This window comes from Sphingomonas zeicaulis (genome assembly GCF_050433225.1).
Lineage (GTDB): Bacteria > Pseudomonadota > Alphaproteobacteria > Sphingomonadales > Sphingomonadaceae > Sphingomonas_D > Sphingomonas_D zeicaulis.
This window is the reverse complement of record NZ_JBNPXQ010000002.1, coordinates 120,232-146,267: the sequence shown is the minus strand read 5'-3', so window position 1 is coordinate 146,267 and position 26,036 is coordinate 120,232. Positions and strand designations below refer to the sequence as shown.

The following is a 26,036-nucleotide window of genomic DNA, read 5'->3' as shown; positions in this document are numbered from 1 at the left end:
AAAGGGTTCCAATATAGTGACTTCGCGCTTCAACCCGCTGACGGCTGACGCGCGCTGGCAGACCGTGTGGGAGGACCGCAAGGTCTTCGCCGCGGATGATTCCAGCGCCAAACCGCGCGCTTATGTTCTTGAGATGTTCCCCTATCCGTCGGGGCGCATCCACATGGGCCACGTCCGCAACTATACGATGGGCGACGTGCTGGCGCGCTTCAAGCGGATGACCGGCCACGAAGTGCTGCATCCGATGGGCTGGGACGCGTTCGGCATGCCCGCCGAAAATGCGGCGATGGAAAAGAAGGTCCATCCCGGCGACTGGACCCGTTCCAACATCGCAGCGATGAAGGCGCAGCTCAAGCGGCTGGGCTTCGCGCTGGACTGGGGCCGCGAACTCGCGACCTGCGAGCCCGAATATTATGGCCAGGAACAGGCATTGTTCCTCGATCTTTATGCGGGTGGCCTCGTCTATCGCAAGGAATCGGCGGTCAACTGGGATCCGGTCGACATGACCGTGCTCGCCAACGAGCAGGTGATCGACGGCAAGGGTTGGCGCTCGGGCGCAACGGTCGAGAAGCGCAAGCTGAGCCAGTGGTTCCTCAAGATCACCGACTTCGCCGACGATCTGCTCGCCGGTCTCGGCACGCTGGAGCATTGGCCGGACAAGGTGCGGCTGATGCAGGAAAATTGGATCGGCAAGAGCCGCGGCGCGCGCCTGCATTTCGACTTCGTCGGCACCGGCTCGGCGCATCGGGGGATCGAGGTGTTCACCACCCGGCCTGACACCTTGTTCGGCGCGAGCTTCATCGCGATCGCCGCCGATCACCCGGTGGCGCAGGAACTGGCAAAGCACAGCCCTGAACTGGCCGCGTTCATCGCTGAATGCCAACAAAGCGGCACCGCCGCCGCCGATATCGAGACCGCCGAGAAAAAGGGCTTCGATACCGGCCTCAGCGTGCAGCATCCGCTGGACGCGAGCTGGCACTTGCCCGTCCATGTCGCGAACTTCGTGCTGATGGATTATGGCACCGGCGCGATCTTCGGCTGCCCGGCGCACGACCAGCGCGACCTCGACTTCGCACGAAAATATAATCTGCCCGTCCAGCGCGTCGTCGCTCCCGAGGGCGCTGAGGATGAGGAGATCGGCGACGAGGCCTACACCGGCCCCGGCCGTCTCGTGAACTCGCGCTTCCTCGACGGTGCCGAGGTCGAAGAGGCCAAGGCGATGGTAATCGCCCGCGCCGAGCATGAAGGCTGGGGCAAGGGCACGACGGTGTGGCGCCTGCGCGACTGGGGCGTCTCGCGCCAGCGTTATTGGGGCACACCGATCCCGATCATCCATTGTGACGCGTGCGGCGTGGTGCCGGTGCCGCGTTCGGCGCTGCCGGTAAAGCTGCCCGAGGATGTCAGTTTCGACGTGCCGGGCAATCCGCTCGACCGTCATCCGACCTGGAAGCATGTCGATTGCCCAAAGTGCGGTTCGGCCGCACGGCGCGAGACCGATACGCTCGACACCTTCGTCGACAGCAGCTGGTATTTCATCCGCTTCGCCAGCCAGCCCGATGACAAGCCGTTCGACAAGGCCGTGGCCGAGCGCTGGCTGCCCGTGGGGCAGTATATCGGCGGTGTCGAGCATGCGATCCTCCACCTGCTCTATGCGCGCTTCTGGACGCGCGCGCTCAAGCATATCGGCAAGCTTGACGTGGCGGAGCCGTTCACCGGCCTGTTCACGCAGGGCATGGTGACGCATGAGACGTATCAGGATCCGCAGGGCCGCTGGCTCTCCCCCGAGGAGGTCCAGCCGGGCGAGAATGGCCTGACGATTATCGCCTCCGGAGATCCGGTGACGCGCGGCCGCATCGAGAAGATGTCGAAGTCGAAGAAGAACACCGTCGACCCGACCGGCATCGTCGATCAATATGGCGCGGACGCGGTGCGCTGGTTCATGCTCTCGGACAGCCCGCCCGAGCGCGACCTGCCATGGAGCGAGGCCGGAATCGAAGGCGCGTGGCGCTTCGTCAACCGGCTGTGGCGCCTGGTGGACGGCATCGATGCTGCGGCCAACGGCGACGACCTCGATCTCGACCGCAAGCTGCACCGCACGATCGCCGGCGTCGCCGCCGACATCGAATCGCTCGGATTCAACAAGGCCGTCGCCAAGCTCTATGAGCTGACTGGCGCGATCGAGAAGGCCAAGCCCAGCGCGTCGCGCACCGCAGCGATCCGCACGCTTGTGGTCCTGGTCTCACCGATGGTGCCGCACCTTGCCGAAGAGGCGTGGGAGGTGCTGGGCGAGCCTGGGTTGGTCGCGGAAGCCGCTTGGCCCACGGTCGACCCGGCGCTCTTGGTCGACGATCAGGTGACGGTGGCCGTTCAGGTCAATGGCAAGCTGCGCGACACGCTGACCGTGCCGAAGGGCGAGAGTCGTGAGGTGCTGGAGAGACTGGCGCTGGCTGCAGGCGGTGTGGTTCGCACGCTTGACGGCGCGACACCGAAAAAGGTGATCGTTGTGCCCGATCGTCTGGTAAACATCGTCGCATGATGCTCCGCGCGCTCCCCCTCGTCGTCCTGCCCCTGCTGCTGTCCGCCTGCGGACTGCAGCCGCTTTACAGTGGCGGCAGCAAGGGGAGCGTTGCGACCGCGCTGGGTGCGGTCGAGGTGGCGCCGATTCAGGGCCGCGCCGGCTGGCTGGTGCGCAACGCGCTCAACGACCGGCTGGGGCCGCACGAAGGCAGCCCCACCTACCGACTGGAAGTCGAACTCGACGACCAGATCACCGGATTCGGCGTGCGTTCGGACGATGCAATCACCCGCGAGCGACGGACCTTGCGTGCGCGCTATCGCCTCGTCGAGGTCGGCCCCAACACGGTGGTGCTCGACGCCACCGCGGGATCGGATGCCGGCATAGATGTGGTCAGCTCCGAATATGCCACGATCGCGGCGGAAAACAGCGCGTTGGAGCGGCTGTCGCAGACGGTGGCGGACCAGATCGTCGCTCGTGTCGCGATCTACAGCCGGCGCAGCGCGCAATCCCCCTCCGGGGAGCCGTGAAGGCCAATCGCGGTCAGATCGAGCGCGCGCTGACCACGCCGCCCGCGGATATCCGCCTCTTCATCCTCTATGGGCCGGATGAATCAGGGTCTCGCGCGCTCGCGCAGCGGCTGGATGGCGCGATGGGCCCCGGCGCCGAACGCATCGATCTGGAGGGCAGCGAGCTCAAGAGCGATCCCGCCCGCCTCGCCGACGAGGCCGCAGCGATCTCGCTGTTCGGCGGCGCGCGTCATATCCGGGTGATGCCCGCGGGTGATGAATGCCTCGCCGCGGTGGATGCGCTGCTCTCCGCCGAACAGGCGGGCAACCCGGTGGTTCTCGTTGCCGGCGCGCTCAAGGGCACGTCGAAGCTGCTGCAGCTAGGGCTCAAATCGCCCGCAGCGATGGCCTTTGCGAGCTATTTGCCCGAAGGCCAGGAAGCGGACCGGTTGGCGATGGCGATCGCGCGGGAGGCCGGTATCCGGCTGGAATCGGGCGTCGCGACGCGGCTGGCGCAAGCCGCGGGCAATGATCGCGCCGTCCTGACCCGGGAGATCGAGAAGCTCGCGCTCTACCTCGACGCCGCCCCCGAGCGCCCCGCCACCGCGGATGAGGATGCGCTCGACGCGATCGGCGCCGATGCCGGCGAGAGCGACCTCTCGCGGCTGGTCGAAGCGATCCTGTCCGGCCGCCCTGATTCCGCCGGCACCGAACTCGGCCGGCTCGCGCAGGAAGGCGTCGAGGGCATCGTCCTGTTGCGCGCACTGCTGCGCCGCCTGCAATTGCTGATTCAACTGCGCGCAGAAGTCGATTCCGGCAGCAGCATCGACGCGGTCATGGCGTCCGCCGGCAAGGCCTTGTTCTGGAAGGAAAAGGACGGCGTCGCACGACAGCTCCGGATGTGGCCCTCCCCCCGCCTCGCTACCGCGCTGGGGCGCGTGCTGGATGCGGAACGACAGGTGAAGTCATCCGGCTCGGCGGGCTCGATGCTGGTCGATGCCGAACTGATCGCAGTCGCAAGAGTCGCGGCACGTCTGCGCTGAGTCCCCGAGGCTCAGCCCCTCGGAAGCAGCGATGTCAGATCCGCTCGCCGCTCAGCCGCTGGCAGATCATGTCGAGCTGATCGAGCGAGGAATAGGCCAGCGTCACCGCGCCGCTGCCATCGCCTTCATGCGCGATCTTCACCTTCAGCCCAAGCAGGTCGCCAAGCTGGCGTTCGAGCGCGAGGATATCGGCATCCCCTGCCCCACCGCCGCCGCGCGACGCCCCTGACTCGCGTGCCTTCGCCGGCTTGGCACCGCGTGCCAGCTTCTCGGTGTCGCGCACCGAAAGTCCGCGATCGATGACCTGCTCGGCCAGCCGCTCGACCTCCGGCGCGCCGATCAGCGCGCGGGCATGGCCCATCGACAGCCGGCCATCGGCGACGGCACCCTGCACCGGATCGGGCAGATCGAGCAGCCGCATCAGATTGGCGACATGGCTGCGCGATTTATGGACGAGGCGGCCAAGCGCTTCCTGGCTGTGGCCGTAATCCGCGATGAGTCGCTTGTAGGCCTGCGCCTCTTCGATCGCGTTGAGATCCTGCCGCTGGATATTCTCAATCAGCGCGACTTCGAGCGTCTCGGCATCGTCGAATGGCTTGACGATGACGGGCACCTGATGGAGCTGCGCCCGCTGCGCCGCGCGCCAGCGGCGCTCGCCGGCGACGATCTGATAGGCGCCATCGAACGGCCGCACGACGATCGGCTGCAGCACACCGCGGTCCCGGATTGATTGCGCCAGCTCCTCCAGCGCATCCTCATCGAAATGCCGCCGCGGCTGCCCCGGATGCGGCCGCATCTCGGTCACCGAGAGCGTCTGCACGCCCGCCGCGCGCGTTGCACCCGGCGCCACCGGTTCCTCACGCTGCACCTCTCCGAGCAGGGCGGAAAGCCCCTTCCCCAACCCGGAAGACCGACGGCGCGGGGCCGCCGCGGGAGTCACCGGCTCATTGCTCATGCTGCTTTCAGACCCTTGGGAAGACGCCCGATCAACTCGCTGGCAAGGCGCACATAGGCCTCTGACCCGGAGCAGCGGATGTCGTAGATCAACGCCGGCACACCATGGCTCGGCGCTTCGGAGAGGCGCACATTACGCGGAATCACCGTCTCGAACACGATCTTGCCGAGCACCGCATGCACATCCTGCGCGACCTGCTCGGTCAGGCGGTTGCGTCGATCATACATCGTCAGCGCGACACCGATGATCGACAGCGACGGGTTGAACCGACCACGGATGCGCTCGACCGTGTTGAGGAGCTGGCTGAGCCCTTCCAGCGCGAAAAACTCGCACTGCAACGGCACCAGCACCTGCCGTGCCGCGACCATCGCGTTGACCGTCAGCATCCCAAGCGAGGGCGGGCAATCGATCAGGCAGATGTCCCACCGTCCCGGCGTCGCTTCATCGAGCGCCTGGTTGAGGCGATGAACCCGGTCTTCCTGGTCGACCAGTTCGACCTCGGCACCTGAAAGATCGACCGTCGCGGGCACGACATCCAGCTTGGGCACCACGCTCGGCACCGCGGCATCGTCGATCCCGCAATCGCCCATCAGCACATGATAGGTGGTGCGCTTGCGCTGGGCATTGCCAATGCCGAGCCCGGTCGACGCGTTGCCCTGCGGATCCGAATCGATCAGCAGCACCCGCCACCCCGTTGCGGCAAGCGCGGTGGCGAGGTTGATCGCCGTCGTCGTCTTGCCAACGCCGCCTTTTTGATTCGCGATCGCGATCCTGATCATTGCCGTCTCCGCTTGACGCCCCGCGCGACGATGATGCCCGCCGCATCGTCGGTGATGCTCGGTTCCACGTGAAACATCATGTGCCACGTCGGCGTCACGGCTTCCAGTTCGGCTTTTGCATTCCGCCCCTTTGGAAGCACCCACTGCGTCTTTTCTGTGGAAAACCTGTGGGCAAGTTCGAGCAGCTTGGGCAGCGGTGCGAACGCCCGGGCCGTAATCGTTGCCGCCGGGAAGCTCTCGACGCGCTCAACCGGAGACAGACGGAGATCGACATTGGCGAGCCCGAGATCGTCCGCGACCGCCTGAAGAAACTCCACTCGACGCCTGCGCGATTCGACCATGACCACCGGCGCTCCGGTAATGAGCGCTATAATAATGCCCGGCAGACCGGCACCCGATCCAAGGTCGAGCCATGTTCCATCGGGTCCATCGGCCAGCGGAATGAGCTGCGCGGAGTCGACGACATGCCGCGCCCAGATTGTCGGAAAGGTCGACTCGGCGATCAGATTCTGCTGCGTCGCCTCGTCCCGAAGCAGATCGAGATAGCGGCCGATGCGATCCATTGTTCCACGTGGAACATCGAGCGTCGCTTCCAGCCAGCCCCGCGCCTCGTCTTCGGTCATGCCGCCTGACGCCGCACCGCAACGAGGATCGCCGCCAGCGCGGATGGTGTGACGCCACGAATGCGGCCAGCCTCGCCCAGCGTTGCCGGCGCCGCTGCTTCGAGACGCTCGACCATCTCTGTGGAAAGACCACCGATGCCGCGATAATCGAAACCTGCGGGGATGCCGACATGATCATTGTGCCGGCGCTCGCGGATCTCCGAATCCTGTCGCGCCACATAAGGCGCATAGCGCGCATCCTCGATCAACTCGTCGAGGAGATCATGCTGCACTGCAGCAAGATGCGGATCGATCTCGATGACACGCGCGCGATCGACCCCCGTGAAGCGCAGCCAATCCCACAAGGATCGACGACCGCCCTCCCCCGTCGCGACGACCCCGGCATAGGTCGGTCCCTGCAGCCGCCCCATCGCCGTCGCACGATCATGCTCGCGCCGTGCCACCCAATCGGCGCGCTCGGCACCGAGGCAGCCGACAGCGATCGCATGCGGCGACAGCCGGGAGTCGGCATTGTTGGCACGGAGCCGCAGCCGATACTCGGCACGAGCGGTCAGCATCCGATAGGGTTCAGTGACGCCCTGCAGCACGAGATCGTCGATCATCACGCCGATATAGCTCGACGCGCGGTCGAGGATCAGCGCCGCCTTGCCGGCAACCGACAGCGCCGCGTTGATGCCGGCGATCAGGCCCTGCGCCGCAGCTTCTTCATAGCCGGTCGTGCCATTGATCTGGCCCGCACAGAACAGACCGGGCATCGCACGCAGTTCGAGCCGATGATCGAGCGCGCGCGGATCGATATGATCATATTCGACCGCATAGCCCGGCTGGACGATTTCGGCGCGTTCAAGCCCTTCCATCGTCCGCACCATCGCGCGCTGCGCATCCACCGGCAACGACGTTGAGATGCCGTTCGGGTAGATCAAAGGATCGTCGAGCCCTTCGGGTTCGAGGAAGATCTGATGACCATCGCGATCGCCGAAGCGCGTGATCTTGTCTTCGATCGACGGGCAATAGCGCGGGCCGCGCGCCGCGATCGCGCCGCTGAACAAAGGCGATTGCGGCAATGCATCGCGAATGACCGCATGCGTTGCCTCGTTCGTCCGCGTGATCGCGCAATGCAGTTGCGGCGCCACACGACCCGGCCCGAGCGCCGACATCGTCCAGTCGCCATCGTCGGACGGCTGCTCTTCCAGCCGCGACCAATCGATCGTGCGGCCATCGAGCCGCGGCGGCGTTCCGGTCTTCAGCCGGGCCATCGGCAAATCGAGCGCACGCAACTGATCGCCCAGCCGCTCGGAAGCGGACTCGCCAGTACGTCCACCCACCATACGCTCCGCTCCGCGGAACAGCCGGCCGTTGAGGAATGTCCCCGTGCACAGCACGACCGCGCCGGCGCCGAGGATGCGGCCATCGGCAAGCTCGAGTCCGCTCACCCGCCCCCCGTCGAGCCGAAGCGCTTGCGCCTCGCCTTCAACGATCGTCAGCGTCGGGTACGCCGCGAGCAGCGCATGGATGGCCTCCCGGTAGCGCTTGCGATCAGCCTGGACACGCGGCCCCTGCACCGCACTGCCCTTGCTCGCGTTGAGCATGCGATAGTGAATCGCGGCATGGTCAGCGGCGCGGCCGATGAGGCCATCGAACGCATCGACCTCGCGCACGAGATGACCTTTGCCCAATCCGCCAATCGCCGGATTGCACGACATCGCGCCGATGGTCGCCTGCTGAAAGCTGATCAGGGCAGCCGACGCGCCCATGCGCGCAGCCGCAGCCGCGGCCTCGCAACCAGCATGTCCGCCCCCGACGACCAGAATATCGAAACGCGCATCCATCATCGCGCGCTAAGCCCTGCACGCGACCAAGTCAAAATTGTTCCACGTGGAACAGATTCACTTGCCGATGCAGAACCGCCCGAACAGCGCATCGAGCATATCCTCGGTCCCCGCCCTTCCGGTCAGTCGATCGAATGCCGTGAGCGCGAAACGCAGGTGCTCCGCAACGAGAAGCCAGTCTGCTTCCGCCCCGGCATGACGCACGGCCTGTGCCGCCTCGGCCACGACCTTGCGCTGCCGCTGGTTCAGCGACAATCCGTCAGGCGGCGGCAGCAGCGATCGCGCTCGCTGCAACACCGCATCGCGCAACGCTTCAATCCCTGACCCCTCATGCGCCGAGACGACCAGCGCACCCTGTACAGGCGCATCGCCGCGAACATCTGCGCGGGCATGGACAAGGATCGTGCGATCGCGATCGGGCACGTCCGCAGCGTCGCCGAACCAAAGGATGATATCCGCACCGGCAATCGTCTGCGCCGCACGATCGATGCCCATCACCTCGACGATCTCGCCCGCATCCGATCGCAGCCCGGCTGTATCGATCAGCAGCAGGGGCACGCCGCCAATTTGCACCGGCGCCTCGATCACATCGCGCGTCGTACCCGCAACGGGAGAAACCAACGCAGCATCGCGCCCGGCGAGGCGGTTGAACAAGGTCGACTTGCCGGCATTGACCGGGCCGCCGAACACCACCCGCACGCCATCGCGCAGCCGTTCCGCCGGCGGGGTCGCTTCGAGCGCGTCGATTGCCGTCGCGACATCCGCCAATTCCTGACGAATGCCCCTCCCCTCATCCTCCTCGCGAACATCATCTTCGTCGGAGAAATCGATCAGCGCCTCGACGTGAGCCGCCAGCATCAGAAGCCTTTGCTGCCAGTCGAGCACAACACGCGAGAGCCCGCCCTCGGCGATGCGCAGCGCCGCAATCCGCGCTGCCTCTGTTTCCGCGGCCAGCAGGTCAGCAAGCCCTTCGGCTTCCGCCAGGTCGATCCGCCCATTCTCGAACGCGCGTCGCGTGAACTCGCCGGGCTCCGCCGGCCGCAAGCCATCGATACTCCCGAGCGCGCCGAGGACGCCGGCGATCACCGCGCGACCGCCATGAAGATGAAGCTCTGCCAGATCCTCACCGGTCACGCTGTTCGACCCCGGGAACCACAGCACCAATGCATCGTCGAGCGGCGCACCGGCAGCATCGCGCAACCGGCGCAGGCTGGCACGCCGGGGCGTCGGCAAGTCACCGACCGCCAATGTCGTCAGTGCGAGGCCGGCCGCCGGCCCGCTGATCCGCACCACGCCGATCCCCGCCGGCGGCGTCCCGCTCGACAGCGCGTAAATTGTCTGGGCGGCGCCAATGCGCGATTCATCCGTCATCGCACCAGCCTGCAGCGTCTCAGCGCTTCGCGCCGCTCATCGTGTCGAACAACTGCTGCCACAGGCGCAGGCCCGATTCACCCATCGGCGTCCAAGCCTTCATCAGCGTTTCCATCGCCTCGGGGGTCAGCCCCTTCTCCATCGTCTGCGTGAGGTTGGCGATATATTTCTCATGGATCGGCGCGAGATCAGGCAAGCCCAGAAAACGACGCGCCTCTTCGGGAGTGCAGTCGACTTCGACATTCATCTTCATCACTCTACTCCCGCTTCAAGCCGGCACGCAGCGCTGCTACTCTGCACCTTGATGGTCTATGCCCTTGAACCCGTCCGTATCGCAACGTCGATCGGTGCGATCCTGATCGAAGGCGATGATGATCGACTGAGCGGCATCCGCATCCTGCCCTTGCGGCACGTATCGCTATCCGCCGCGTCGATGCCCAAGGCGGTTGCCGAGGCCGCGGCCCAGCTTGCCGCCTATTTCGCGAACAGACTGACCGACTTCGATCTGCCGCTCGCCCCCGCCTCCACGCTACGCGGCCTCGCATTGCGCGACGCGATCATCGCCATCCCCTATGGCGAGACGCTGAGCTATGGTGCGCTCGCACGCAGCGCGGGATCAGCGCCACGCGCGATCGGCCAGGCCTGCGCACGCAACCCCTTCCCCATCATCGTCCCCTGCCACCGCGTCCTCGGCAGCGGTGGCCAGCTCGGCACCTATTCCGCCGGTGACGGACCCATCACCAAGCGCTGGCTGCTCGACCATGAATCGCCAGACCCACAAACGAGGATGTTCCAATGAGCCAGACTGCAACGATCACGCCGCTCGATGGTGAAGGTAGCTTCAACGCTTATGTCGCCGAACCCGAGGGCACGCCGCGCGCGGCGATCATCGTGATCCAGGAGATCTTCGGCGTGAACCCTGGCATCCGCCAGAAATGCGACAAGCTTGCCGCCGAAGGCTATCTTGCGGTCGCGCCCGACCTGTTCTGGCGGATCGAGCCGGGCATCGAACTCGATCCCGACGTGCCCGAACAGATGCAGCGCGGTTTCGAATTGTTCGGCCTGTTCGACCAGACCAAGGGCGTCTCGGACATCGAGGCCACGATCCGTTTCGCGCGCAGCGCGAGCGGCGGCAAGAAGGTCGGCTGTGTCGGCTACTGCCTCGGCGGTCGCCTCGCCTATATGACCGCGGCGCGCACCGATATCGAGGCGTCGGTCGGCTATTATGGCGTCGGCATCGATGGCCTGCTCGGCGAGCGCCACGCGATCGCGCATCCGCTCCTGCTCCACGTTGCCGGCGCCGATCGCTTCGTCAACGCGGAGGCGCAGACGGCGATGCGTGACGGCCTCGCGGACCAGCCCAAGGTCGAGATCCTTACCTATGACGGCCTCGATCATGGCTTCGCAACCGAGATGGGCGATCGCCGCGACGAGGCGGCAGCGGAACTGGCGGACAGCCGCTCGGCCGCTTTTTTCGCCGCTAACCTCGGCTGAACGGTCCAATAAGAAAAAGGCCCGGTGCTCATTGCAAGCACCGGGCCTTTTTCTCTGTCTATTCGGTCGATTTACTGATTCATCGAGTCGAAGAAGTCTTCGTTGGTCTTCGAATCCTTCATCTTGTCGAGCAGGAACTCCATCGCATCGATGGTGCCCATCTGCATCAGGATGCGGCGCAGCACCCACATCTTGGAAAGCTTGCCCTTGTCGACGAGCAGCTCTTCCTTGCGCGTGCCGGACTTGCCGACGTCCAGCGCCGGGAAGATGCGCTTATCCGCGACCTTGCGGTCGAGCACGATTTCCGAGTTGCCGGTGCCCTTGAACTCTTCGAAGATCACCTCGTCCATGCGGCTGCCGGTGTCGATCAGCGCGGTGGCGATGATCGAGAGCGAGCCGCCCTCCTCGATGTTGCGCGCGGCGCCGAAGAAGCGCTTGGGGCGCTGCAGCGCGTTGGCGTCGACACCGCCGGTCAGCACCTTGCCCGACGAGGGGACGACGGTGTTGTAGGCGCGGCCGAGGCGGGTGATCGAGTCGAGCAGGATGACGACATCCTTCTTGTGCTCGACGAGGCGCTTGGCCTTCTCGATGACCATCTCGGCGACCTGCACGTGGCGCTGCGCCGGCTCGTCGAAGGTCGAGCTGATCACCTCACCCTTCACCGAACGCTGCATGTCCGTGACTTCTTCCGGGCGCTCGTCGATGAGCAGCACGATCAGGAAGACCTCGGGGTGATTGTCCGTGATCGCCTTGGCGATGTTCTGGAGCAGCACGGTCTTGCCGACGCGGGGCGGTGCGACGATCAGCGCGCGCTGGCCCTTGCCCTGCGGGCTGACGATGTCGATGACGCGTGCCGACTTGTCCTTGACGGTCGGGTCCAGCGTATCAAGCCGGAGCTTCTCTTCCGGATAGAGCGGCGTGAGATTGTCGAAATTGACGCGGTGGCGGACAGCGTCGGGATCGTCGAAATTGACCGAGACGAGGCGCACCAGCGAGAAATAGCGCTCGCCATCCTTGGGCCCGCGGATCTCGCCTTCCACCGTATCGCCAGTGCGCAGGCCGAACTTGCGGACCTGGTTGGGCGAGACATAGATGTCGTCGGGGCCGGCGAGATAGTTCGCCTCGGGGCTGCGCAGGAAGCCGAAGCCATCGGGCAGCACCTCGATGGTGCCAAGGCCCATGATCTGCTCGCCATTCTCGGCCTGCACCTTCAGGATCGCGAACATCAGATCCTGCTTGCGCAGGGTCGATGCGCTTTCGACACCGAGGTCTTCGGCCATCTCGACCAGCTCGGCCGGGGTTTTCTTCTTGAGGTCTTTGAGGTGCATCGGAAAATCTGTCCGTCGGAAGGCGGTCTGTCGATCCAGGGAGCCGCGAGCGCGAATATTGAGGAAAAGCGTCTTTTGCGCGGACGGCAAAGGCTGTCTCGCGCCGTTAGGCCCGCCGTCGTCTCAAGTCAAGCCGACCCGGGTTCAGAAGGGACGAACCACCGCCAGAATGACGATGAGCGTCACCGCCAGTGCCGGCACCTCGTTGAGCATGCGCAGGGTCCGCCCGGCCAGAGTCGGCTTTCCTGCTGCCAGCTTCTTCGAATAGCCCACCGCCCAGCCATGATAGCCTGAGAGCAGGAAGACGAGCAGCAGCTTGGCATGCAGCCAGCCCAACCCCGGCGTGCCGTCAGTGAGGCCGACATTGAGCGCCAGCGCGATCCCGAGCAGCCAGACGATGATCATCGAGGGCGTCAGGATCACCCGGCGCAACCGCGCCTCGCGCTCCACCCACTTGCCCGCCTCGGCCGGCTCGCCCAGCGCTTCCTGATGATGGACCAGATAGCGCGGCAGTATGAACATGCCCGCCATCCAGAAGATCACGAAGATGATATGGGCGGCCTTCACCCAGGGATAAGCGAGCCCAAGAAAGCCGGTCATCAACGCTGCCCCCGAACGATCGTCAGCAATTGCTCGACATGCGCGATCGGCGCGTCGGGCAGGATGCCGTGGCCGAGATTGAAGATGTGGGGGCGGCTGGCGAAGGCGTCAAGGATGCGGTGCGTCGCCCGTTCCAGCACCTCGCCGCCCGTGATCAGTGCTAGCGGATCGAGATTGCCCTGCACCGGCAACCCTTCCGGAAGCACCGCATCCGCCCATTCGGGATCGACCGTCTCGTCGAGCCCGATCGCATCGACGCCGGTCTCGCGGGCATAGGCGGCAAGCTTGCCACCTGCGCCCTTCGGAAAGCCGATGATCGGAACCCGGGGGTGACGCGCCCGCAGCCGGGAAACCAGCGTCGCGGTCGGCGCGATCACCCAGCGCTCAAACTGCGCGGGGGAGAGGCTCCCCGCCCAACTGTCGAACAGCTGCACCGCATCGACGCCCGCATCGATCTGCCCGCTGAGATAGTCGAGAGTCGCCTCGACGATGGCGTCGATGATCGCCTGGAAGGCCAACGGGTCACCATAAGCCAGACGCCTCGCCTCGCCCTGGTCGCGGCTCCCCCGCCCAGCCACCATATAGGTTGAGACCGTCCAGGGGCTGCCGGCAAAGCCCAAGAAGGTGACTCCGGCGGGCAATGCGGCGCGGACGCGCCTCACCGTGCCGTAGACGGGTGCCAGGCGCTCAGGGACGGCCGAGAGCGCCTCCAGCCGGCTATCGACCAGCGGCGGTGCCAGACGGGGCCCCTCGCCGGCCTCGAACCACAGGTCCTGCCCAAGCGCGTGCGGAATCACGAGGATGTCGGAGAACAGGATAGCGCCGTCGAATCCGAAGCGGCGCAACGGCTGCAGCGTGATTTCCGCCGCGGCGTCGCTGTCGCTCATCAGTTCGAGGAACCCGCCCTTCTCGGCCCTCAGAGCGCGATATTCGGGCAGGTAACGCCCGGCCTGGCGCATGAGCCAGAGGGGGGGCGGCGTGCGTCGTTCGCCCCGGAGGACGGCGAGCAGGGGGCGGTCTGTGGACTCGTCGAGCGCGATGATCGGCTCCATCCTTCTTCCTAAGAGTCTCTTTGAGAGAGAAATTGAAGGGGTAGTTGGCGTGGGGTTCGCGGGGTTTATGCGCGATCCGCGATATTGCCAACAGATTGACTCTGGCGGTCACGCTGACTCGCTCAGAGTCGCGATCGCAATCCCCGCAACCCACAGGCTGTGGATGAATCCGGCGCGCTGTTGGCAAGCTGTGGATGGAATCGACAAACACGGGGATGGAATCGGTCGGTCGGCGGCGCACAGCATTTGTCCTTGCCAATCTCCAGCACTTACCCACAGCCTTGCGCACATGACGCGGCTTCACCTCCATCTGCTGTCGGATTCGACCGGCGAGACACTGGAAAACATCGCCAAGGCGGCGCTCGCCCAATTCGACGGCGTCGAGACGATCCGCCATTTCTGGCCGATGGTGCGCTCCGAAGGGCATCTCGAGCGCATCCTCGTCGAGGTCGCGCAGAACCCCGGACTGGTGCTCTACACGCTGGTCAACAGCGACACGCGCCGCAAGCTGGAGACGCGCTGCCGCGCGATGGGGCTGCCGGCGGTGCCCGCGCTCGATCCGGTGATCGATGCGCTGTCGAGCCTGCTGGGGCAGGAGGCGAAGGCGCGGCCGGGCCGCCAGCACACGCTCGATGCCGCCTATTTCGCGCGTGTCGACGCGATCCAGTTCACCATCGCGCACGATGACGGCGTCGGCTGGGAGAATTGGGAGGAGGCCGATATCGTGCTCGCGGGGGTCTCGCGCTGCTCGAAGACCCCGACCTCGATCTACCTCGCCAATCGTGGCTACAAGACCGCCAATATCCCGATCGTCCCCGCCTCTCCGCCGCCGAACCTGCTCTATGTGCTCAAGAACCCGCTGGTTGTCGGGCTCACCACCAGCGCTGACCGGCTGGTGCAGGTGCGGCGCAACCGGCTGCTCTCGCTCAACCAGGCGCCCGAGACAGATTATGTCGATCATGAGGCGGTGCAGCGCGAAGTGGCCTTCGCGCGGCGCATCTATGCCGATAATGGCTGGCCGGTGATCGACGTGACCCGACGTTCGATCGAGGAGACCGCGGCGGCGATCATCAATCTCTACAATGAGCGCACCAGTTCGATGCGCGAAGGAGGACGGACTTGACTCTGGTGCTCGCATCGCAAAGCGCCGGACGGCGCGCGATGCTGGAGGCGGCGGGCGTGCCGCACGAGGCGATGGCGGCGGGCGTCGACGAGGAAACGGCGAAGGATTCGCTGCGCGCCGGGGGCATCGCCCCGCGCGACCTCGCCGATGCGCTGGCCGAGCTGAAGGCGCTCCGGCTGTCGCAGCGGATTCCCGGCGCGCTGGTGCTCGGTTGCGATCAGGTGCTGGCGCTCGACGACGGTAGGATGCTCGACAAGCCGACGGATCGGGATGCGGCGGCGGCGCAGCTCGCCCTTCTTTCGGGCCGCACCCACAGCCTGTTCAGCGCGGCGGTGATCGCGGAGAATGGCCGCGCGGTGTGGCGGTTCGTCGATCGCGCGAAGCTCACCATGCGTCCGCTCGGCCCGATGTCCATCGAGGCCTATCTGGATGCGGAATATGCACATGCAGCCGGGTGTGTCGGTTGTTACCGTATCGAAGGCCGCGGCGTTCAGCTCTTCTCGCGGATCGAGGGCAGCCAGTTCACGATCATCGGAATGCCGCTGTTGCCATTGCTGGATTATCTGAGAACAAGGGGGATCATCGCGACATGACCGTGCACTACGCTGAAGTGATCGGGGACCCGATCGCCCAGTCGAAATCACCGGTCATCCATCGTTACTGGTTGAAGCAGCTCGGCATGGAAGGCGATTATCGCCGGCGCCGGGTCGCGCGCGGTGGACTATCCTCTTATCTGCGCCTGGTTTTCCGGGATCATGCGTGGCTCGGCTGCAACGTCACCATCCCGCACAAGCAGGATATGCTGCGCCTCGTCGATCGCGTCGCGCCATCGGCGGAGGCGGTGGGCGCGGTCAACATCGTCTATCGCGAGGATGGCGCGCTGATCGGCATGAACAGCGACGTCGCCGGCGTGCAGGCGGCGATTGGCCGCACTGCGCGGGAGAAGAGCGTATGCCTGATCGGCGCTGGCGGTGCCGCACGCGCCGCGGTCGCGGTGCTGCGCAACCAGGAGGTTGCCGGCCTGCGCGTGATCGCCCGCGATCGCGCCAAGGCCTCCGAACTGCTGGCGGATTGCGCACTGCCCGCGACGATCCATGATTTTGCCGGCGCCCATGCCGCGCTGGAGGATGTCGCGCTGGTGATCAACGCCAGCCCGCTGGGGATGGCGGGTCAGCCGGCGATGCCGCAGCCGATCCTCCAGGGGCTGGAGGCGACATCGCCCGAGGCGACCGTGTTCGACATGGTCTATGATCCGCTCGATACCGCGCTCCTCGCCAATGCGCGTCGGCACAAGCGCCGCGCGGTCGACGGGCTGGAGATGCTGATCGGGCAGGCGCGGCAGGCGTTCCGCCAGTTTTACGGGTCCGAACCGCCGAACAATGACGAATCGAACCGCACGCTGCGCGCGTTGCTGACGGAGCGCTGATCTTCGGCTAGGCGCCGGTCCATGATCGTGATCGGGCTGACAGGGTCGATCGGCATGGGCAAATCGGCGGTCGCGGCGATCTTCGCCGGGGCCGGCGTGCCGGTGTTCGATGCCGACGCCGAAGTGCACCGGCTGCAGGGCCCGGGCGGGCTGCTGCTGGCCGCCATCGAGTCGCGTTTTCCGGGTACAACGGGCCCGGGCGGGCTCGATAGGCAGGCGATCGGCAAAGCCGTGTTCGGCGATCCGGCGGCGCTGGCGGAGCTGGAGCGGATCGTGCTGCCCGCCGTTGCCGCCGCCCGGCACCGCTTTCTGCGCCGCCACCGCGCCCGGCCGATGGTATTGCTCGATATTCCGCTGCTGTTCGAAAAGCGCGGCGCGGCGCGGGTGGATGCAATTGTCGTCGCCTCCGCGCCGGCGTGGAAACAGCGCCGCCGCGTGCTCGCGCGGCGCGGCATGACGACGGAGAAGTTCAGGCGCATCCTCACGCTGCAACTGCCCGACGCGCAAAAGCGGCGGCGCGCCGATTTCGTGGTCCCGACCGGCGGTACTTTGGATGCTACCCGGGGGGCGGTCCGCCGTGTCATCGCTTGCCTCAAGGCACGGCAGCGACGATAATGTGACCAATGCGTGAAATTGTCTTCGACACCGAAACCACGGGTCTCAATCCCCAGAATGGCGACCGTCTCGTCGAGATCGGCTGCGTGGAACTGATCAACCGGGTCGAGACCGGCCGGGTCTACCACACCTACTGCAACCCCGAACGCTCGATGCCGCCCGAGGCACAGGCGGTCCACGGCCTTTCAGAGGCCTTTCTGGCGGACAAGCCGCTGTTCGAGGATATCTGCGAGGATCTGCTCGACTTCATCGAGGACAGTCCGCTGGTGGCGCACAATGCCGTCTTCGACTTCGCCTTCCTCAACAATGAGCTTGGCAATTGTGGCCGGCTGCACATCGGCAGCTCGCGCATGATCGATACGCTGACGATGGCGCGCACGCGCCATCCCGGCGCCAAGCACAGCCTGGATGCGCTGTGCGTCCGTTTCGGGATCGACCGCAGCCATCGCATCAAGCATGGCGCGCTGCTCGACGCCCAGCTTCTTGCCCAGATCTACGTCGAATTGACCGGGGGCCGCCAGATCGGCCTCATGCTGGCCAGCGACGAGAGCCCGCTCGTGGCGGAGCCGGTGATGCTCCACGAACCCGTCGGAGGACGGCGGCAGCGCGCACCGCGCCCGCATGCTGCGTCCGAAGCGGAACTGGAGCGTCATCGCGCCTTCATCGCGAAACTGACCGATCCGCTCTGGACGGTCACCGGGGCGTCCGGTTGACGCTCCCCCCGGCATACCCATGTGTATGCCGTTAGTAGTGGAGAAGCGAATGGATATCCGTATTTCCGGTCATCAGGTCGAAACTGGCGATGCGCTCAAGTCGCATGTCGGCGATCGCCTGCAGGGAATCGCCGACAAATATTTCGCGCGCGCCATTTCGGCCAACGTGACGTTCGGCAAGGGTCCGCACGACGCCCGCTTCGTCTGTGATATCGTCGCCCATGTGATGCAGGGTGTGATCCTCAAGGCCTCGTCGATGGGCGGTGAGGCGCATCCCGCGTTCGATGGGGCCGCGGACAAGATCGAGACGCAGCTTCGCCGCTATATGCGCCGCCTGAAGGCGCGCAACGGCAGCGCCAGTGCCGGTGAAATCCCGGCGGATGCCGGTTATACGCTGTTCGCCGAAGCGGTAGAGCCCGAAGAAGAGGTGGCTGACAATCCGCCGATCATCGCGGAAACCCGCGTCGACGTCCCCGATGCGAGCGTCTCCGACGCGGTGATGATGCTCGATCTACGCCATACCAATGCATTGCTGTTCAAGAATTCGGGTACCGGCACCTACAATATGGTGTATCGGCGCGGCGACGGCACGATCGGATGGGTCGAGCCGAACCGCGTCGGCTGAATCGGCGCGTCCTGGGGGGGCCTGACTGAGGCGGGTATGCATTGCGTGCCCGCCCAACCGGAACGACGATGACCGATTTCAATGACATGCTCGTGCCGGGTGCGGTTGAGGCCGCGCTCGGGGCGAGCAACAAGAAGAGCTTGTTCCAGCAACTCGGGCAGATTTCCGAACGGGAGTTCGGCATCGAACAGAAGCTGGTGATCGACAGGCTGACCGAGCGGGAGCGACTCGGGTCAACGGGGTTCGGCGACGGCGTCGCCATCCCGCACGGCAAGATTCCCGGTGTCGACCGAGTGGTGGGCGTGTTCGCGCGCCTTGCCGAGCCGATCGAGTTCCAGGCCATCGATGATATGCCCGTCGATCTCATCTTCATGCTTTTATCGCCGCCCGATGCCGGCGTGGACCATCTCAAGGCGCTGGCGCGGGTCAGCCGCCAGCTGCGCGATCGCATCTTCGTCGCCAAGCTGCGCGGTGCCTCGTCTACCGACGCGCTCTATGCGCTGCTGACGGGTGTGGGCACGCGTGACGCTGCCTGAGGCGAATGGCCAGGGCGCCGCGCCGGTCGGGGCCGAGGCGCATTACCGCGCGCTCGAGTCTCTCTATGCGGCGGCGGCGATCAACCAGCTTTTCCCGTCGCGGCTGGAAATAACCGGCACGGGGCTGGCGCGGATCCTGTTCGATATTGATGAGCGTGTGTTCCATGCCGCGGGCGCAGCGCATGGCACCGTTTATTTCAAGATGCTCGACGATGCCGCCTTCTACGCCTGCAACAGCCTGGTTACCGATCGTTTCCTGCTGACAACGCAGTTCAACCTGCTGTTCACGCGGCCGCTGCGCGCCGGGCCGGTGATCGCCGAAGGCCGATGGGTCAGCGGCCGGCGTCGTGTCTATGTCGGCGATGCGCGGCTGATCGATCAGGATGGCGAGGAAGTGGCGCGCGGCACCGGCACCTTCATGCGCTCGCAGATAGCGCTCGCGGCACTCCCCGGCTACGTCCGCGCGGCGCAGCCATGAGCATACGGCTGACCAGCCGGATGCTGGTCAGCGCGCTCGTCCGCCGCGCGCATGCCGAAGGCGGCCATGCGATGGTGCTGCGGCATGGCGATGATGGTGCTGGCACGGTGCTCCTTCAATGCGTCGACCGCGGTCGCTTCGTTGCGCTGATCGAACGGCAACTCGATCATCTCGGCCGCTATCGTTGGGCGCGGTGCGGCCCCGCCGATGATGAAGGCAGCGCGCTGGCCGCCTACATCGATCGCCGCCGCGCGCGCGATCCCGATCTTTGGCTCGTCGAACTGGACATCGTCGAGCCCGAACGCTTTGCCGCTGAAACGATCGGCGAAACTTGACTTGGCGCCATCCGGCGGGGAACCAGACGCGGAGTTAGATAGCGGGGCCGCACAGCCGGGCGAATAAGATCCGGGTGGTTGACGCAGACGGCGAAGCGGGAGGATAGCCCTGTATCGGCATCCGATCGCGCCGCCGCCTTGACGATCGGGGTGCATGACTTTCTCGTTCCAATCCGTCGCGCGGACGATGCTGTTCGCCTGCGCGCTCGTTGCCAGCCTCGCCGGCTTGCCACGCCCCGCCATGGCGGCGGAGGCAGCGGCGACGGAGACCGGCGGATTCGGCATCATGCGAGGGCTTCAGATCGTTGCCCCCTCGCCGCGCATCTTCCTGGGCAACACGATTGCGCCGACCGCCGCATCGCTCGCGGCGCTGGTCGCATCGCATGTGATGCCCTCCGCGCTCGATGCCGAAACCGAATGCCTCGCCGGCGCGGTCTATTTCGAATCGCGCGGTGAGCCGCTCGACGGCCAGCTCGCCGTCGCCGAGGTGATCCGCAACCGCGCCGCCTCCGGCCGCTTCCCGACCTCGCTGTGCGGCGTGGTCTTCCAGCCTTCGCAATTCTCCTTCGTCCGCGGTGGTGCGATGCCGCCGATCCGGCGCGACAGCGAACAGTGGCGTCGGTCGGTCGCCGTCGCGCAGATCGCATTGGGCGGGCAATGGGCCAGCAGTGTTGGCAAGGCGCTGTTCTTCCACGCGAGCCGGATCGCACCGCGCTGGCGCCTCCAGCGCCTTGCGAAGGTCGGCAACCACATCTTCTATCACTGAGCCAGTCGCCGGATCGTGCAGCAAGCGAGTTGCTGCCTCTTGCGGTGTTCCTCCAATGTTCTATTCTGGCGGGATGGCAACCGCCCCCCTCGACACCGCTTCCATCTGCGCCGATCCCGCCAAAGCCGCGATCTGCGCCGCGGACGTCGCGCGCGGCACCTGCCGATTGTTCCACCGGCATGATCTGTTCGCGATTGCCGAAGTGCCGCTGGCAAATGGCCGCCGTGCCGATCTGATGGCGATCGATGGCAAGGGCGGCATCACCATCGTCGAAATCAAGGTTAGCCGTGCCGATCTGCTCGGTGATCTCAAATGGCGTGACTATCTCGACTACTGCGACCGCTTCTTCTGGGCGGTGCCGCCGGGGTTCGATCTCACCCCGTTCGAGACCGAGGCGTTCCTGCCCGCGCAGGCCGGGCTGATCGTCGCGGATCGCTATGACGGTGCGATCCTGCGGGAGGCTGCGACCGTGGCGATGCCACCTGCGCGCCGACGTGCCGAAACCCTGCGCTTCGCCCGGCGCGCTGCACATCGCTGGATGGCAGGGATCGATCCAGAACTGGGGGGATTCGCCTGAAAAGACCGGCCATCTGCCTGATGCCTGGTGTTCGACATCAGGCAGATGGCATCAGAATTTCGGGCCCTGAACCGGCTTGTTCGATTGCGGCTTGGCAGCGTCCAGCTCACGCAGGATGCTGGTCGAACGCTGGTCGCGCTCGGCATATTCGCGCGCCGACATGCCCGCCAGCAGGTCGCGCTGGTTGGGATCGGCACCGGCAGCGATCAAGATGCGCACCATATTGGTGTCGCCGAGCTGGACGGCGCGGATCAGCGGGGTCTCACCGCTGTTGTTCGCGAGATTGACCCGCGCCTTGCGCGCGAGCAGCAGTTGCGCGCCGTCGACATAGCGAAGCTGCGCGGCGGCCATCAGCGGGGTGTTGCCGTCATTGTCCTTGATGTCGGGGCGCGCACCCTTGCCGAGCAGGAAGGACAGCCAGGCATTGTCGCGGCGCTTCACGACCATATGCAGCGCGGTTTCGCCGCTCTCACGGTCGCGCGCATCGATGATGGTGGTGCCCGGCTGCTCGATCAGCTTGGTCGCCTCGGTGCCGTCGCGATCCTTTACGGCCTTGAGGAAGTTGTAGCTGTCGGAAAAACGCTGCGCCGGTGCCGCCGCGGGTGCCACGAACAGCGCCGCGGCCGCGGCCAGCAGGATGGTTCGGCCGGTCGACATGCGTGTCGGCTTCATCTCGTCGGTAGATCCCTGTTTATGGAAGCGGAAGAGGTTATCTTGTCCCAGTCACGATAGCAGAGCATGGCTGGACCGGAAATGAACATTGCCCTTCGAAACCTTCGCGGTCCCGCCGCGGCGCTGGCCCTCGCGCTTGCGCCGCTCATGCTCACCGGATGCGGCCCTTCGTCCGAAGCGCCGCTCGCCGGTGCGCGGATCGGCGGGCCGTTCGCGCTGACCGATCAGAACGGCAAGCGCATGACCGATCAGGCGCTCGCCGGCAAATATCGCATCATGTATTTCGGCTACAGCTATTGCCCCGATGTCTGTCCGACCGATCTGGCGCTGATTACCGCCGGGATGAAGGCGTTCGAGGCCAAGGCGCCGGCATTGGCCGCGAAGGTGCAGCCGGTGTTCGTCACCATCGATCCGGCGCGCGACACGCCGGCCCGACTCAAGACCTATCTGGCCGATTTCTACCCCCGGCTGATCGGGCTGACCGGCAGCGCTGCGGAGATCGCCGCGGTCGCGCGTGCCTATGGCGTGCCCTACAGCCGTGGCGAAGGCGAGGGCGATGCCTATATGATGAACCATGGTAACCAGGTTTATCTCATGGCGCCCGACGGCGCGCCGATCGCGCTGATGCCGACCGAGCCGGGCCGCACGCCGCAGGATTTTGCGGCCGAACTCGCACGCTGGGTGAAATGAGCGCGCCACCACGCCGATTCTGGGAAGAAAAGCCCCTCGCCGCGCTGAGCCGCGACGAGTGGGAGTCGCTGTGCGACGGTTGCGGCAAATGCTGCCTCCACAAGCTGGAGGACGAGGACACGGGGGAACTCTATCCCACCAACGTCGCCTGCCGGCTGCTCGATCGCCGCAACGCGCGCTGCTCGGACTATCGGCGGCGCCATGCCTATGTGCCCGAATGCGTGCGGCTGACGCCGGTCAAGCTGCGCCAGATCGACTGGCTGCCGGCTACCTGCGCTTATCGCCTTATCGATGAGGGCAAGCCCCTGCCCGACTGGCATCATCTGATCAGCGGCGATCCGGAATCGGTGCATCGCGCCGGCATGTCGGTGCGCGGCTGGACGGTGTCCGAGGATGATGTCGGCGACCTCGAAAACCATGTGATCGAGCGGGATCTCTAGGTGCTGCGGCTGTTCGGCCGGGCCCCCGCGGCCGATTCCGCGCTTCCCACCTTCGGCAATCCGCCGCGCCCGTTGACGGTGGTGCGCAACGCGCGCGCGCGGTCGATGAAGCTCAGCGTCGATCCGCGCGACGGAGTGGTGCGGCTGGTGCTGCCGACGCGCGCCGCGCTGGGCCATGCGCTCGGCTGGGTGGAAACCAAGCGCGGCTGGATCGAACGGCAGCTCGGCAAGGTCACCGAAGGCGTACCGATCCTGGCCGGCGGTACGATCCCATGGCGCGGTGGCGATCTGCTGGTCGACTGGACGACGGATCATCCGCGCATGCCGCGGCTGGTGGGCGATCGGCTGCTGGTCGGCGGCCCCGCCGAAACGCTCGAACTGCGGGTGCTGCGCTGGATTCGCGCGGAGGCGAAGCGGTTGCTGGAGGATGAAACGCGCGCGATCGCGGCGCGTGCCGGGGTGACGGTGGCGACGGTCAGCGTCGGCGATGCGCGGTCACGCTGGGGAAGCTGCGCTTCGAACGGCAACATCCGCTATAGCTGGCGCCTGCTGCTCGCGCCCGATTTCGTGTGGAAAGCCACCGTCGCGCATGAGGTCGCGCACCGCGTCCACATGGATCATTCCCGCGCCTTCCACGCATTGGTGGCGTCCTTGTTCGGGGCGGATCCGAAACCCGCGCGCGAATGGCTGCGTCGTCACGGCGCAGCGCTTCACGGGTTGGGCCGGTCCTGAAACCGCGGCGGCGGCGCCCGGGTCGGTGACGGCGCAGGCCGTTCCCGATCCCTCTCCCTGTCTCGATCCCGTTCGCTGTCGCGCTCGGTCGGCCGGCTGCGCGTCATCCGGTCGACCCAGTCGCGGTCGATCCGCTCGGGCGCTTCCTGCCCCTCCTCGGTCTCGTCCGGCATGCCCATGCCGTCGCCCAGCGGTGCCGCGGGGTCACCCGGCATACCATTATCGTCGGCGGGCGCGCCCATGTCCGGATTGCCGAAATAGGCCTCCTCGTCGGGCTCGAGCTGCCATTCGGGCAGCGTCACTTCGGTGTCGAAACGCTCCACCGGCCGGTTGGCGACTGCGACCTTCATGAAATCGCGGAACGCCCCGGCGGGGGCGCGGCCGCCCTGCAGTCCACCGACGGCCTTGGCATCGTCGCGTCCCATCCAGACGCCGGTGGTGATGCCGCTGGAGAAACCCAGAAACCAGCCATCCTTGTTGGAAGAGGTCGTGCCGGTCTTGCCCGCGACCGGCCGACCGATCTGCGCAGCGCGGCCAGTGCCGGTGGCGACGGCGGTCTGCATCAGGTCGGTCATCTGCGCCGCCACGGCAGGCGCCACCAGCACGCGCGAGGTGTCGGTGCGATGCTCGTACAGCACGCTGCGATCGGCGGTGGTCACCTTGGTAATGCCGAACGGGGTTACGGCGACGCCCTTGGCCGAAATCGAGGCAAAGGCGCGCGTCATGTCGATCAGCCGCACGTCGGCAGTGCCGAGCACCATCGACGGCTGGGTGTTGAGTGGTGTGCCGATCCCGAAGCGCCGCGCGACCTCGGCGATCGTCGCGGTGCCCACATCGACGCCGATCTTCGCCGCCACGGTGTTGATCGAATAGGCGAAGGCGGTGCGCAGCGTGATCTTGCCCGAATAGCGGCCGGAACTGTTGCGCGGGCTCCAGCCGTTGATCGTCACCGGCTCGTCCACCACCTCGCTGTCCGGTGTGTAGCCCGCTTCCAGCGCTGCCAGATAGACGAACAGCTTGAACGCCGATCCGGGCTGCCGCTGCGATTGCGTCGCACGGTTGTAGATCGAGTTCACATAATCGGTGCCGCCCACCATCGCGCGGACCGATCCGTCACGGTCGAGCGCGACCAGCGCACCCTGCGCACCGCCCGGCACATTGCCGCGGATCGCGGCGTCGGCGGCGCGCTGCATGCCGAGATCCAGCGTCGTCCACACCTCCAGCGGCTCCTTGCGCTCGCTGATCAGCGTATCGAGCTGCGGCAGCGCCCAGTCGGTGAAATAACGCACACTGTTGGACTTGGGTTCGGGCGCGAACTTGACCGATCCGGGCTGCGCGGCGGCGGCCTGCTCGGCGTTGATCGCTCCGGCATCGCGCATCACGTCCAGCACCACCTCGGCGCGGCCGACCGCGGCCTCGGTATCGGCGGTGGGCGAATAATGCGACGGCGCCTTTACCAGACCGGCGATGATCGCGGCTTCCTCCAGCGACAGCGCGGTTGCCGGATGGCCGAAGAACTTGCGGGAAGCGGCGTCGATGCCATAGGCGCCGCCGCCGAAATAGACCTTGTTCAGATACAGTTCGAGGATCTGGTCCTTGCTGAACTTGCGCTCCATCGCCAGCGCCAGGATCATCTCGCGGCCCTTGCGGCCGAAGGTCTTGGTGTTGTTGAGGAAGACATTGCGAGCGAGCTGCTGGGTGATCGTGGATCCGCCTTGCGCCCAGGCGCCGCGCTGCAGCCGCACATAGGAAGACCGCGCGATACCGATCGGGTCGACGCCCGGATGGCTACGGAAGCGCCGATCTTCCACCGCGACCATGGCATCGATCATCACCGGCGGGATGTCGTCATAGGTCAGCCACTGGCCGAAGCTGGGCCCGAGCGAGACCAGCACGGTGCCGTCGGCGGCGCGGACACGGATCATCTGGCCATTGGGCGACGACTTGAGCTGCGAATAGCTCGGCAATGTCGACATCGCGATGCCGACCGCCACGACCAGCGCCACGAGGCCGACCAGCGCCGCGACCAGTGCGATCTTGAGGAGACGGATAACGCCCGTGCGCCACGGACGTTTCGAAGCGGGTTTGCGCGTGGCTGCCATGGATGGCCGCTGGTTACGCGCTAAGCTGGCGGCTCACAAGCGGTCAGCGACGAACATTGGTGCAGATTCGTTGAAGTTCCTGTGCATGGTGATGGTCGAGGGGACGGC

At 66.0% G+C, this 26,036-nt stretch carries 30 protein-coding genes; 19 read left to right on the top strand and 11 right to left on the bottom strand.

What is annotated here, in order from left to right; translation table 11 throughout:
- Nucleotides 1-16: 16 nt before the first annotated feature.
- Genes leuS through holA form a run of 3 tightly spaced genes read left to right on the top strand, consistent with a single transcriptional unit; the run spans nt 17 to nt 4,067 of the window.
- Nucleotides 17-2,536 carry a leucine--tRNA ligase gene (gene leuS / locus FHS96_RS09840; RefSeq protein WP_429590137.1) on the top strand — a complete coding sequence of 840 codons (2,520 nt, stop codon included), beginning with the start codon at nt 17-19 and terminating at the stop codon, nt 2,534-2,536.
- The gene (gene lptE, locus FHS96_RS09835) at nt 2,536-3,045 is read left to right on the top strand and encodes an LPS assembly lipoprotein LptE (protein WP_429591741.1); all 510 of its coding nucleotides are present in this window, start codon (nt 2,536-2,538) and stop codon (nt 3,043-3,045) included. The genes leuS and lptE overlap by 1 nt, the downstream gene beginning before the upstream one ends.
- Entirely contained in the window at nt 3,042-4,067 is a 1,026-nt protein-coding gene (holA, locus tag FHS96_RS09830; RefSeq protein ID WP_429590134.1) for a DNA polymerase III subunit delta, read from the top strand. The genes lptE and holA overlap by 4 nt, the downstream gene beginning before the upstream one ends.
- Before the next feature lie 34 nt (nt 4,068-4,101).
- Here the strand turns inward: holA and FHS96_RS09825 are convergent, their stop codons facing one another.
- The 6 genes from FHS96_RS09825 to FHS96_RS09800 are packed head-to-tail and all read right to left on the bottom strand — an operon-like array spanning nt 4,102 to nt 9,877.
- Nucleotides 4,102-5,022, bottom strand: a complete 921-nt coding sequence (locus FHS96_RS09825; protein WP_429590131.1) for a ParB/RepB/Spo0J family partition protein — start codon at nt 5,020-5,022, stop codon at nt 4,102-4,104.
- A complete protein-coding gene (locus tag FHS96_RS09820; RefSeq protein WP_429590128.1) occupies nt 5,019-5,801 on the bottom strand; it encodes a ParA family protein in 783 nt (260 codons plus the stop codon). Before FHS96_RS09820 ends, FHS96_RS09825 begins: the two co-directional genes overlap by 4 nt.
- The gene (gene rsmG, locus FHS96_RS09815; RefSeq protein WP_429590125.1) at nt 5,798-6,424 is read right to left on the bottom strand and encodes a 16S rRNA (guanine(527)-N(7))-methyltransferase RsmG; all 627 of its coding nucleotides are present in this window, start codon (nt 6,422-6,424) and stop codon (nt 5,798-5,800) included. The genes FHS96_RS09820 and rsmG overlap by 4 nt, the downstream gene beginning before the upstream one ends.
- Nucleotides 6,421-8,253 (bottom strand): tRNA uridine-5-carboxymethylaminomethyl(34) synthesis enzyme MnmG, encoded by a 1,833-nt coding sequence (mnmG, locus tag FHS96_RS09810; protein ID WP_429591737.1) that lies wholly within the window; start codon nt 8,251-8,253, stop codon nt 6,421-6,423. Before mnmG ends, rsmG begins: the two co-directional genes overlap by 4 nt.
- 57 nt (nt 8,254-8,310) lie before the next feature.
- On the bottom strand, nt 8,311-9,624 hold the full coding sequence (mnmE, locus tag FHS96_RS09805) for a tRNA uridine-5-carboxymethylaminomethyl(34) synthesis GTPase MnmE (protein WP_429590122.1): 1,314 nt from the start codon (nt 9,622-9,624) through the stop codon (nt 8,311-8,313).
- A gap of 19 nt (nt 9,625-9,643) precedes the next feature.
- Nucleotides 9,644-9,877, bottom strand: a complete 234-nt coding sequence (locus tag FHS96_RS09800; protein WP_429590119.1) for a DUF6489 family protein — start codon at nt 9,875-9,877, stop codon at nt 9,644-9,646.
- Nucleotides 9,878-9,928: 51 nt separating this feature from the next.
- Here FHS96_RS09800 and FHS96_RS09795 point away from each other — a divergent pair, with 51 nt between their 5' ends.
- The gene (locus FHS96_RS09795; protein WP_429590116.1) at nt 9,929-10,423 is read left to right on the top strand and encodes a methylated-DNA--[protein]-cysteine S-methyltransferase; all 495 of its coding nucleotides are present in this window, start codon (nt 9,929-9,931) and stop codon (nt 10,421-10,423) included.
- Nucleotides 10,420-11,118 carry a dienelactone hydrolase family protein gene (locus tag FHS96_RS09790; RefSeq protein ID WP_429590113.1) on the top strand — a complete coding sequence of 233 codons (699 nt, stop codon included), beginning with the start codon at nt 10,420-10,422 and terminating at the stop codon, nt 11,116-11,118. The genes FHS96_RS09795 and FHS96_RS09790 overlap by 4 nt, the downstream gene beginning before the upstream one ends.
- A 71-nt stretch (nt 11,119-11,189) precedes the next feature.
- On the opposite strand, the gene rho is transcribed toward FHS96_RS09790, so the two are convergent.
- The 3 genes from rho to hemE all read right to left on the bottom strand — a co-directional run bounded on the left by rho (nt 11,190) and on the right by hemE (nt 14,098).
- The gene (rho, locus tag FHS96_RS09785) at nt 11,190-12,446 is read right to left on the bottom strand and encodes a transcription termination factor Rho (protein WP_025294790.1); all 1,257 of its coding nucleotides are present in this window, start codon (nt 12,444-12,446) and stop codon (nt 11,190-11,192) included.
- 144 nt (nt 12,447-12,590) lie between these two features.
- Complete coding sequence (locus FHS96_RS09780; protein WP_429590110.1) at nt 12,591-13,046, bottom strand: CopD family protein; 456 nt, start codon at nt 13,044-13,046, stop codon at nt 12,591-12,593.
- The gene (hemE, locus tag FHS96_RS09775) at nt 13,046-14,098 is read right to left on the bottom strand and encodes a uroporphyrinogen decarboxylase (RefSeq protein WP_429590107.1); all 1,053 of its coding nucleotides are present in this window, start codon (nt 14,096-14,098) and stop codon (nt 13,046-13,048) included. The genes FHS96_RS09780 and hemE overlap by 1 nt, the downstream gene beginning before the upstream one ends.
- Before the next feature lie 289 nt (nt 14,099-14,387).
- Between hemE and FHS96_RS09770 the strand changes: the two genes are divergently transcribed.
- The 11 genes from FHS96_RS09770 (at nt 14,388) to FHS96_RS09720 (ending at nt 21,292) form a co-directional block, all read left to right on the top strand.
- Nucleotides 14,388-15,221, top strand: a complete 834-nt coding sequence (locus tag FHS96_RS09770; RefSeq protein WP_429590104.1) for a pyruvate, water dikinase regulatory protein — start codon at nt 14,388-14,390, stop codon at nt 15,219-15,221.
- On the top strand, nt 15,218-15,814 hold the full coding sequence (locus tag FHS96_RS09765) for a Maf family protein (protein ID WP_429590101.1): 597 nt from the start codon (nt 15,218-15,220) through the stop codon (nt 15,812-15,814). Before FHS96_RS09770 ends, FHS96_RS09765 begins: the two co-directional genes overlap by 4 nt.
- Nucleotides 15,811-16,647, top strand: a complete 837-nt coding sequence (locus FHS96_RS09760; RefSeq protein ID WP_429590098.1) for a shikimate dehydrogenase family protein — start codon at nt 15,811-15,813, stop codon at nt 16,645-16,647. Before FHS96_RS09765 ends, FHS96_RS09760 begins: the two co-directional genes overlap by 4 nt.
- A gap of 21 nt (nt 16,648-16,668) precedes the next feature.
- Complete coding sequence (gene coaE / locus FHS96_RS09755) at nt 16,669-17,262, top strand: dephospho-CoA kinase (RefSeq protein ID WP_429590095.1); 594 nt, start codon at nt 16,669-16,671, stop codon at nt 17,260-17,262.
- An 8-nt stretch (nt 17,263-17,270) separates the two neighbouring features.
- Complete coding sequence (gene dnaQ / locus FHS96_RS09750) at nt 17,271-17,975, top strand: DNA polymerase III subunit epsilon (protein WP_429590092.1); 705 nt, start codon at nt 17,271-17,273, stop codon at nt 17,973-17,975.
- Between the two features lie 49 nt (nt 17,976-18,024).
- The gene (hpf, locus tag FHS96_RS09745) at nt 18,025-18,600 is read left to right on the top strand and encodes a ribosome hibernation-promoting factor, HPF/YfiA family (RefSeq protein ID WP_429590089.1); all 576 of its coding nucleotides are present in this window, start codon (nt 18,025-18,027) and stop codon (nt 18,598-18,600) included.
- A gap of 68 nt (nt 18,601-18,668) precedes the next feature.
- Nucleotides 18,669-19,136, top strand: a complete 468-nt coding sequence (locus FHS96_RS09740) for a PTS sugar transporter subunit IIA (RefSeq protein WP_429590086.1) — start codon at nt 18,669-18,671, stop codon at nt 19,134-19,136.
- A complete protein-coding gene (locus FHS96_RS09735) occupies nt 19,123-19,614 on the top strand; it encodes a PaaI family thioesterase (RefSeq protein WP_429590083.1) in 492 nt (163 codons plus the stop codon). Before FHS96_RS09740 ends, FHS96_RS09735 begins: the two co-directional genes overlap by 14 nt.
- A complete protein-coding gene (locus tag FHS96_RS09730) occupies nt 19,611-19,949 on the top strand; it encodes a DUF1491 family protein (protein WP_429590080.1) in 339 nt (112 codons plus the stop codon). The genes FHS96_RS09735 and FHS96_RS09730 overlap by 4 nt, the downstream gene beginning before the upstream one ends.
- Before the next feature lie 154 nt (nt 19,950-20,103).
- Nucleotides 20,104-20,715: a cell wall hydrolase gene (locus FHS96_RS09725; RefSeq protein ID WP_429590077.1), complete on the top strand. Its 612-nt coding sequence runs from the start codon at nt 20,104-20,106 to the stop codon at nt 20,713-20,715.
- A 73-nt stretch (nt 20,716-20,788) separates the two neighbouring features.
- Entirely contained in the window at nt 20,789-21,292 is a 504-nt protein-coding gene (locus tag FHS96_RS09720) for an MmcB family DNA repair protein (protein ID WP_429590074.1), read from the top strand.
- 51 nt (nt 21,293-21,343) lie between these two features.
- Here the strand turns inward: FHS96_RS09720 and FHS96_RS09715 are convergent, their stop codons facing one another.
- Entirely contained in the window at nt 21,344-21,964 is a 621-nt protein-coding gene (locus tag FHS96_RS09715; RefSeq protein WP_429590071.1) for an ankyrin repeat domain-containing protein, read from the bottom strand.
- An 81-nt stretch (nt 21,965-22,045) separates the two neighbouring features.
- Between FHS96_RS09715 and FHS96_RS09710 the strand changes: the two genes are divergently transcribed.
- The 3 genes from FHS96_RS09710 to FHS96_RS09700 all read left to right on the top strand — a co-directional run bounded on the left by FHS96_RS09710 (nt 22,046) and on the right by FHS96_RS09700 (nt 23,826).
- Nucleotides 22,046-22,654 carry an SCO family protein gene (locus FHS96_RS09710; protein ID WP_429590068.1) on the top strand — a complete coding sequence of 203 codons (609 nt, stop codon included), beginning with the start codon at nt 22,046-22,048 and terminating at the stop codon, nt 22,652-22,654.
- On the top strand, nt 22,651-23,094 hold the full coding sequence (locus FHS96_RS09705) for a YcgN family cysteine cluster protein (protein ID WP_429590065.1): 444 nt from the start codon (nt 22,651-22,653) through the stop codon (nt 23,092-23,094). The genes FHS96_RS09710 and FHS96_RS09705 overlap by 4 nt, the downstream gene beginning before the upstream one ends.
- Before the next feature lie 105 nt (nt 23,095-23,199).
- Entirely contained in the window at nt 23,200-23,826 is a 627-nt protein-coding gene (locus FHS96_RS09700) for a M48 family metallopeptidase (RefSeq protein WP_429591734.1), read from the top strand.
- Here FHS96_RS09700 and FHS96_RS09695 read toward each other — a convergent pair.
- Complete coding sequence (locus tag FHS96_RS09695; RefSeq protein WP_429590062.1) at nt 23,805-25,928, bottom strand: transglycosylase domain-containing protein; 2,124 nt, start codon at nt 25,926-25,928, stop codon at nt 23,805-23,807. The genes FHS96_RS09700 and FHS96_RS09695 overlap by 22 nt on opposite strands.
- Nucleotides 25,929-26,036 lie beyond the last annotated feature (108 nt).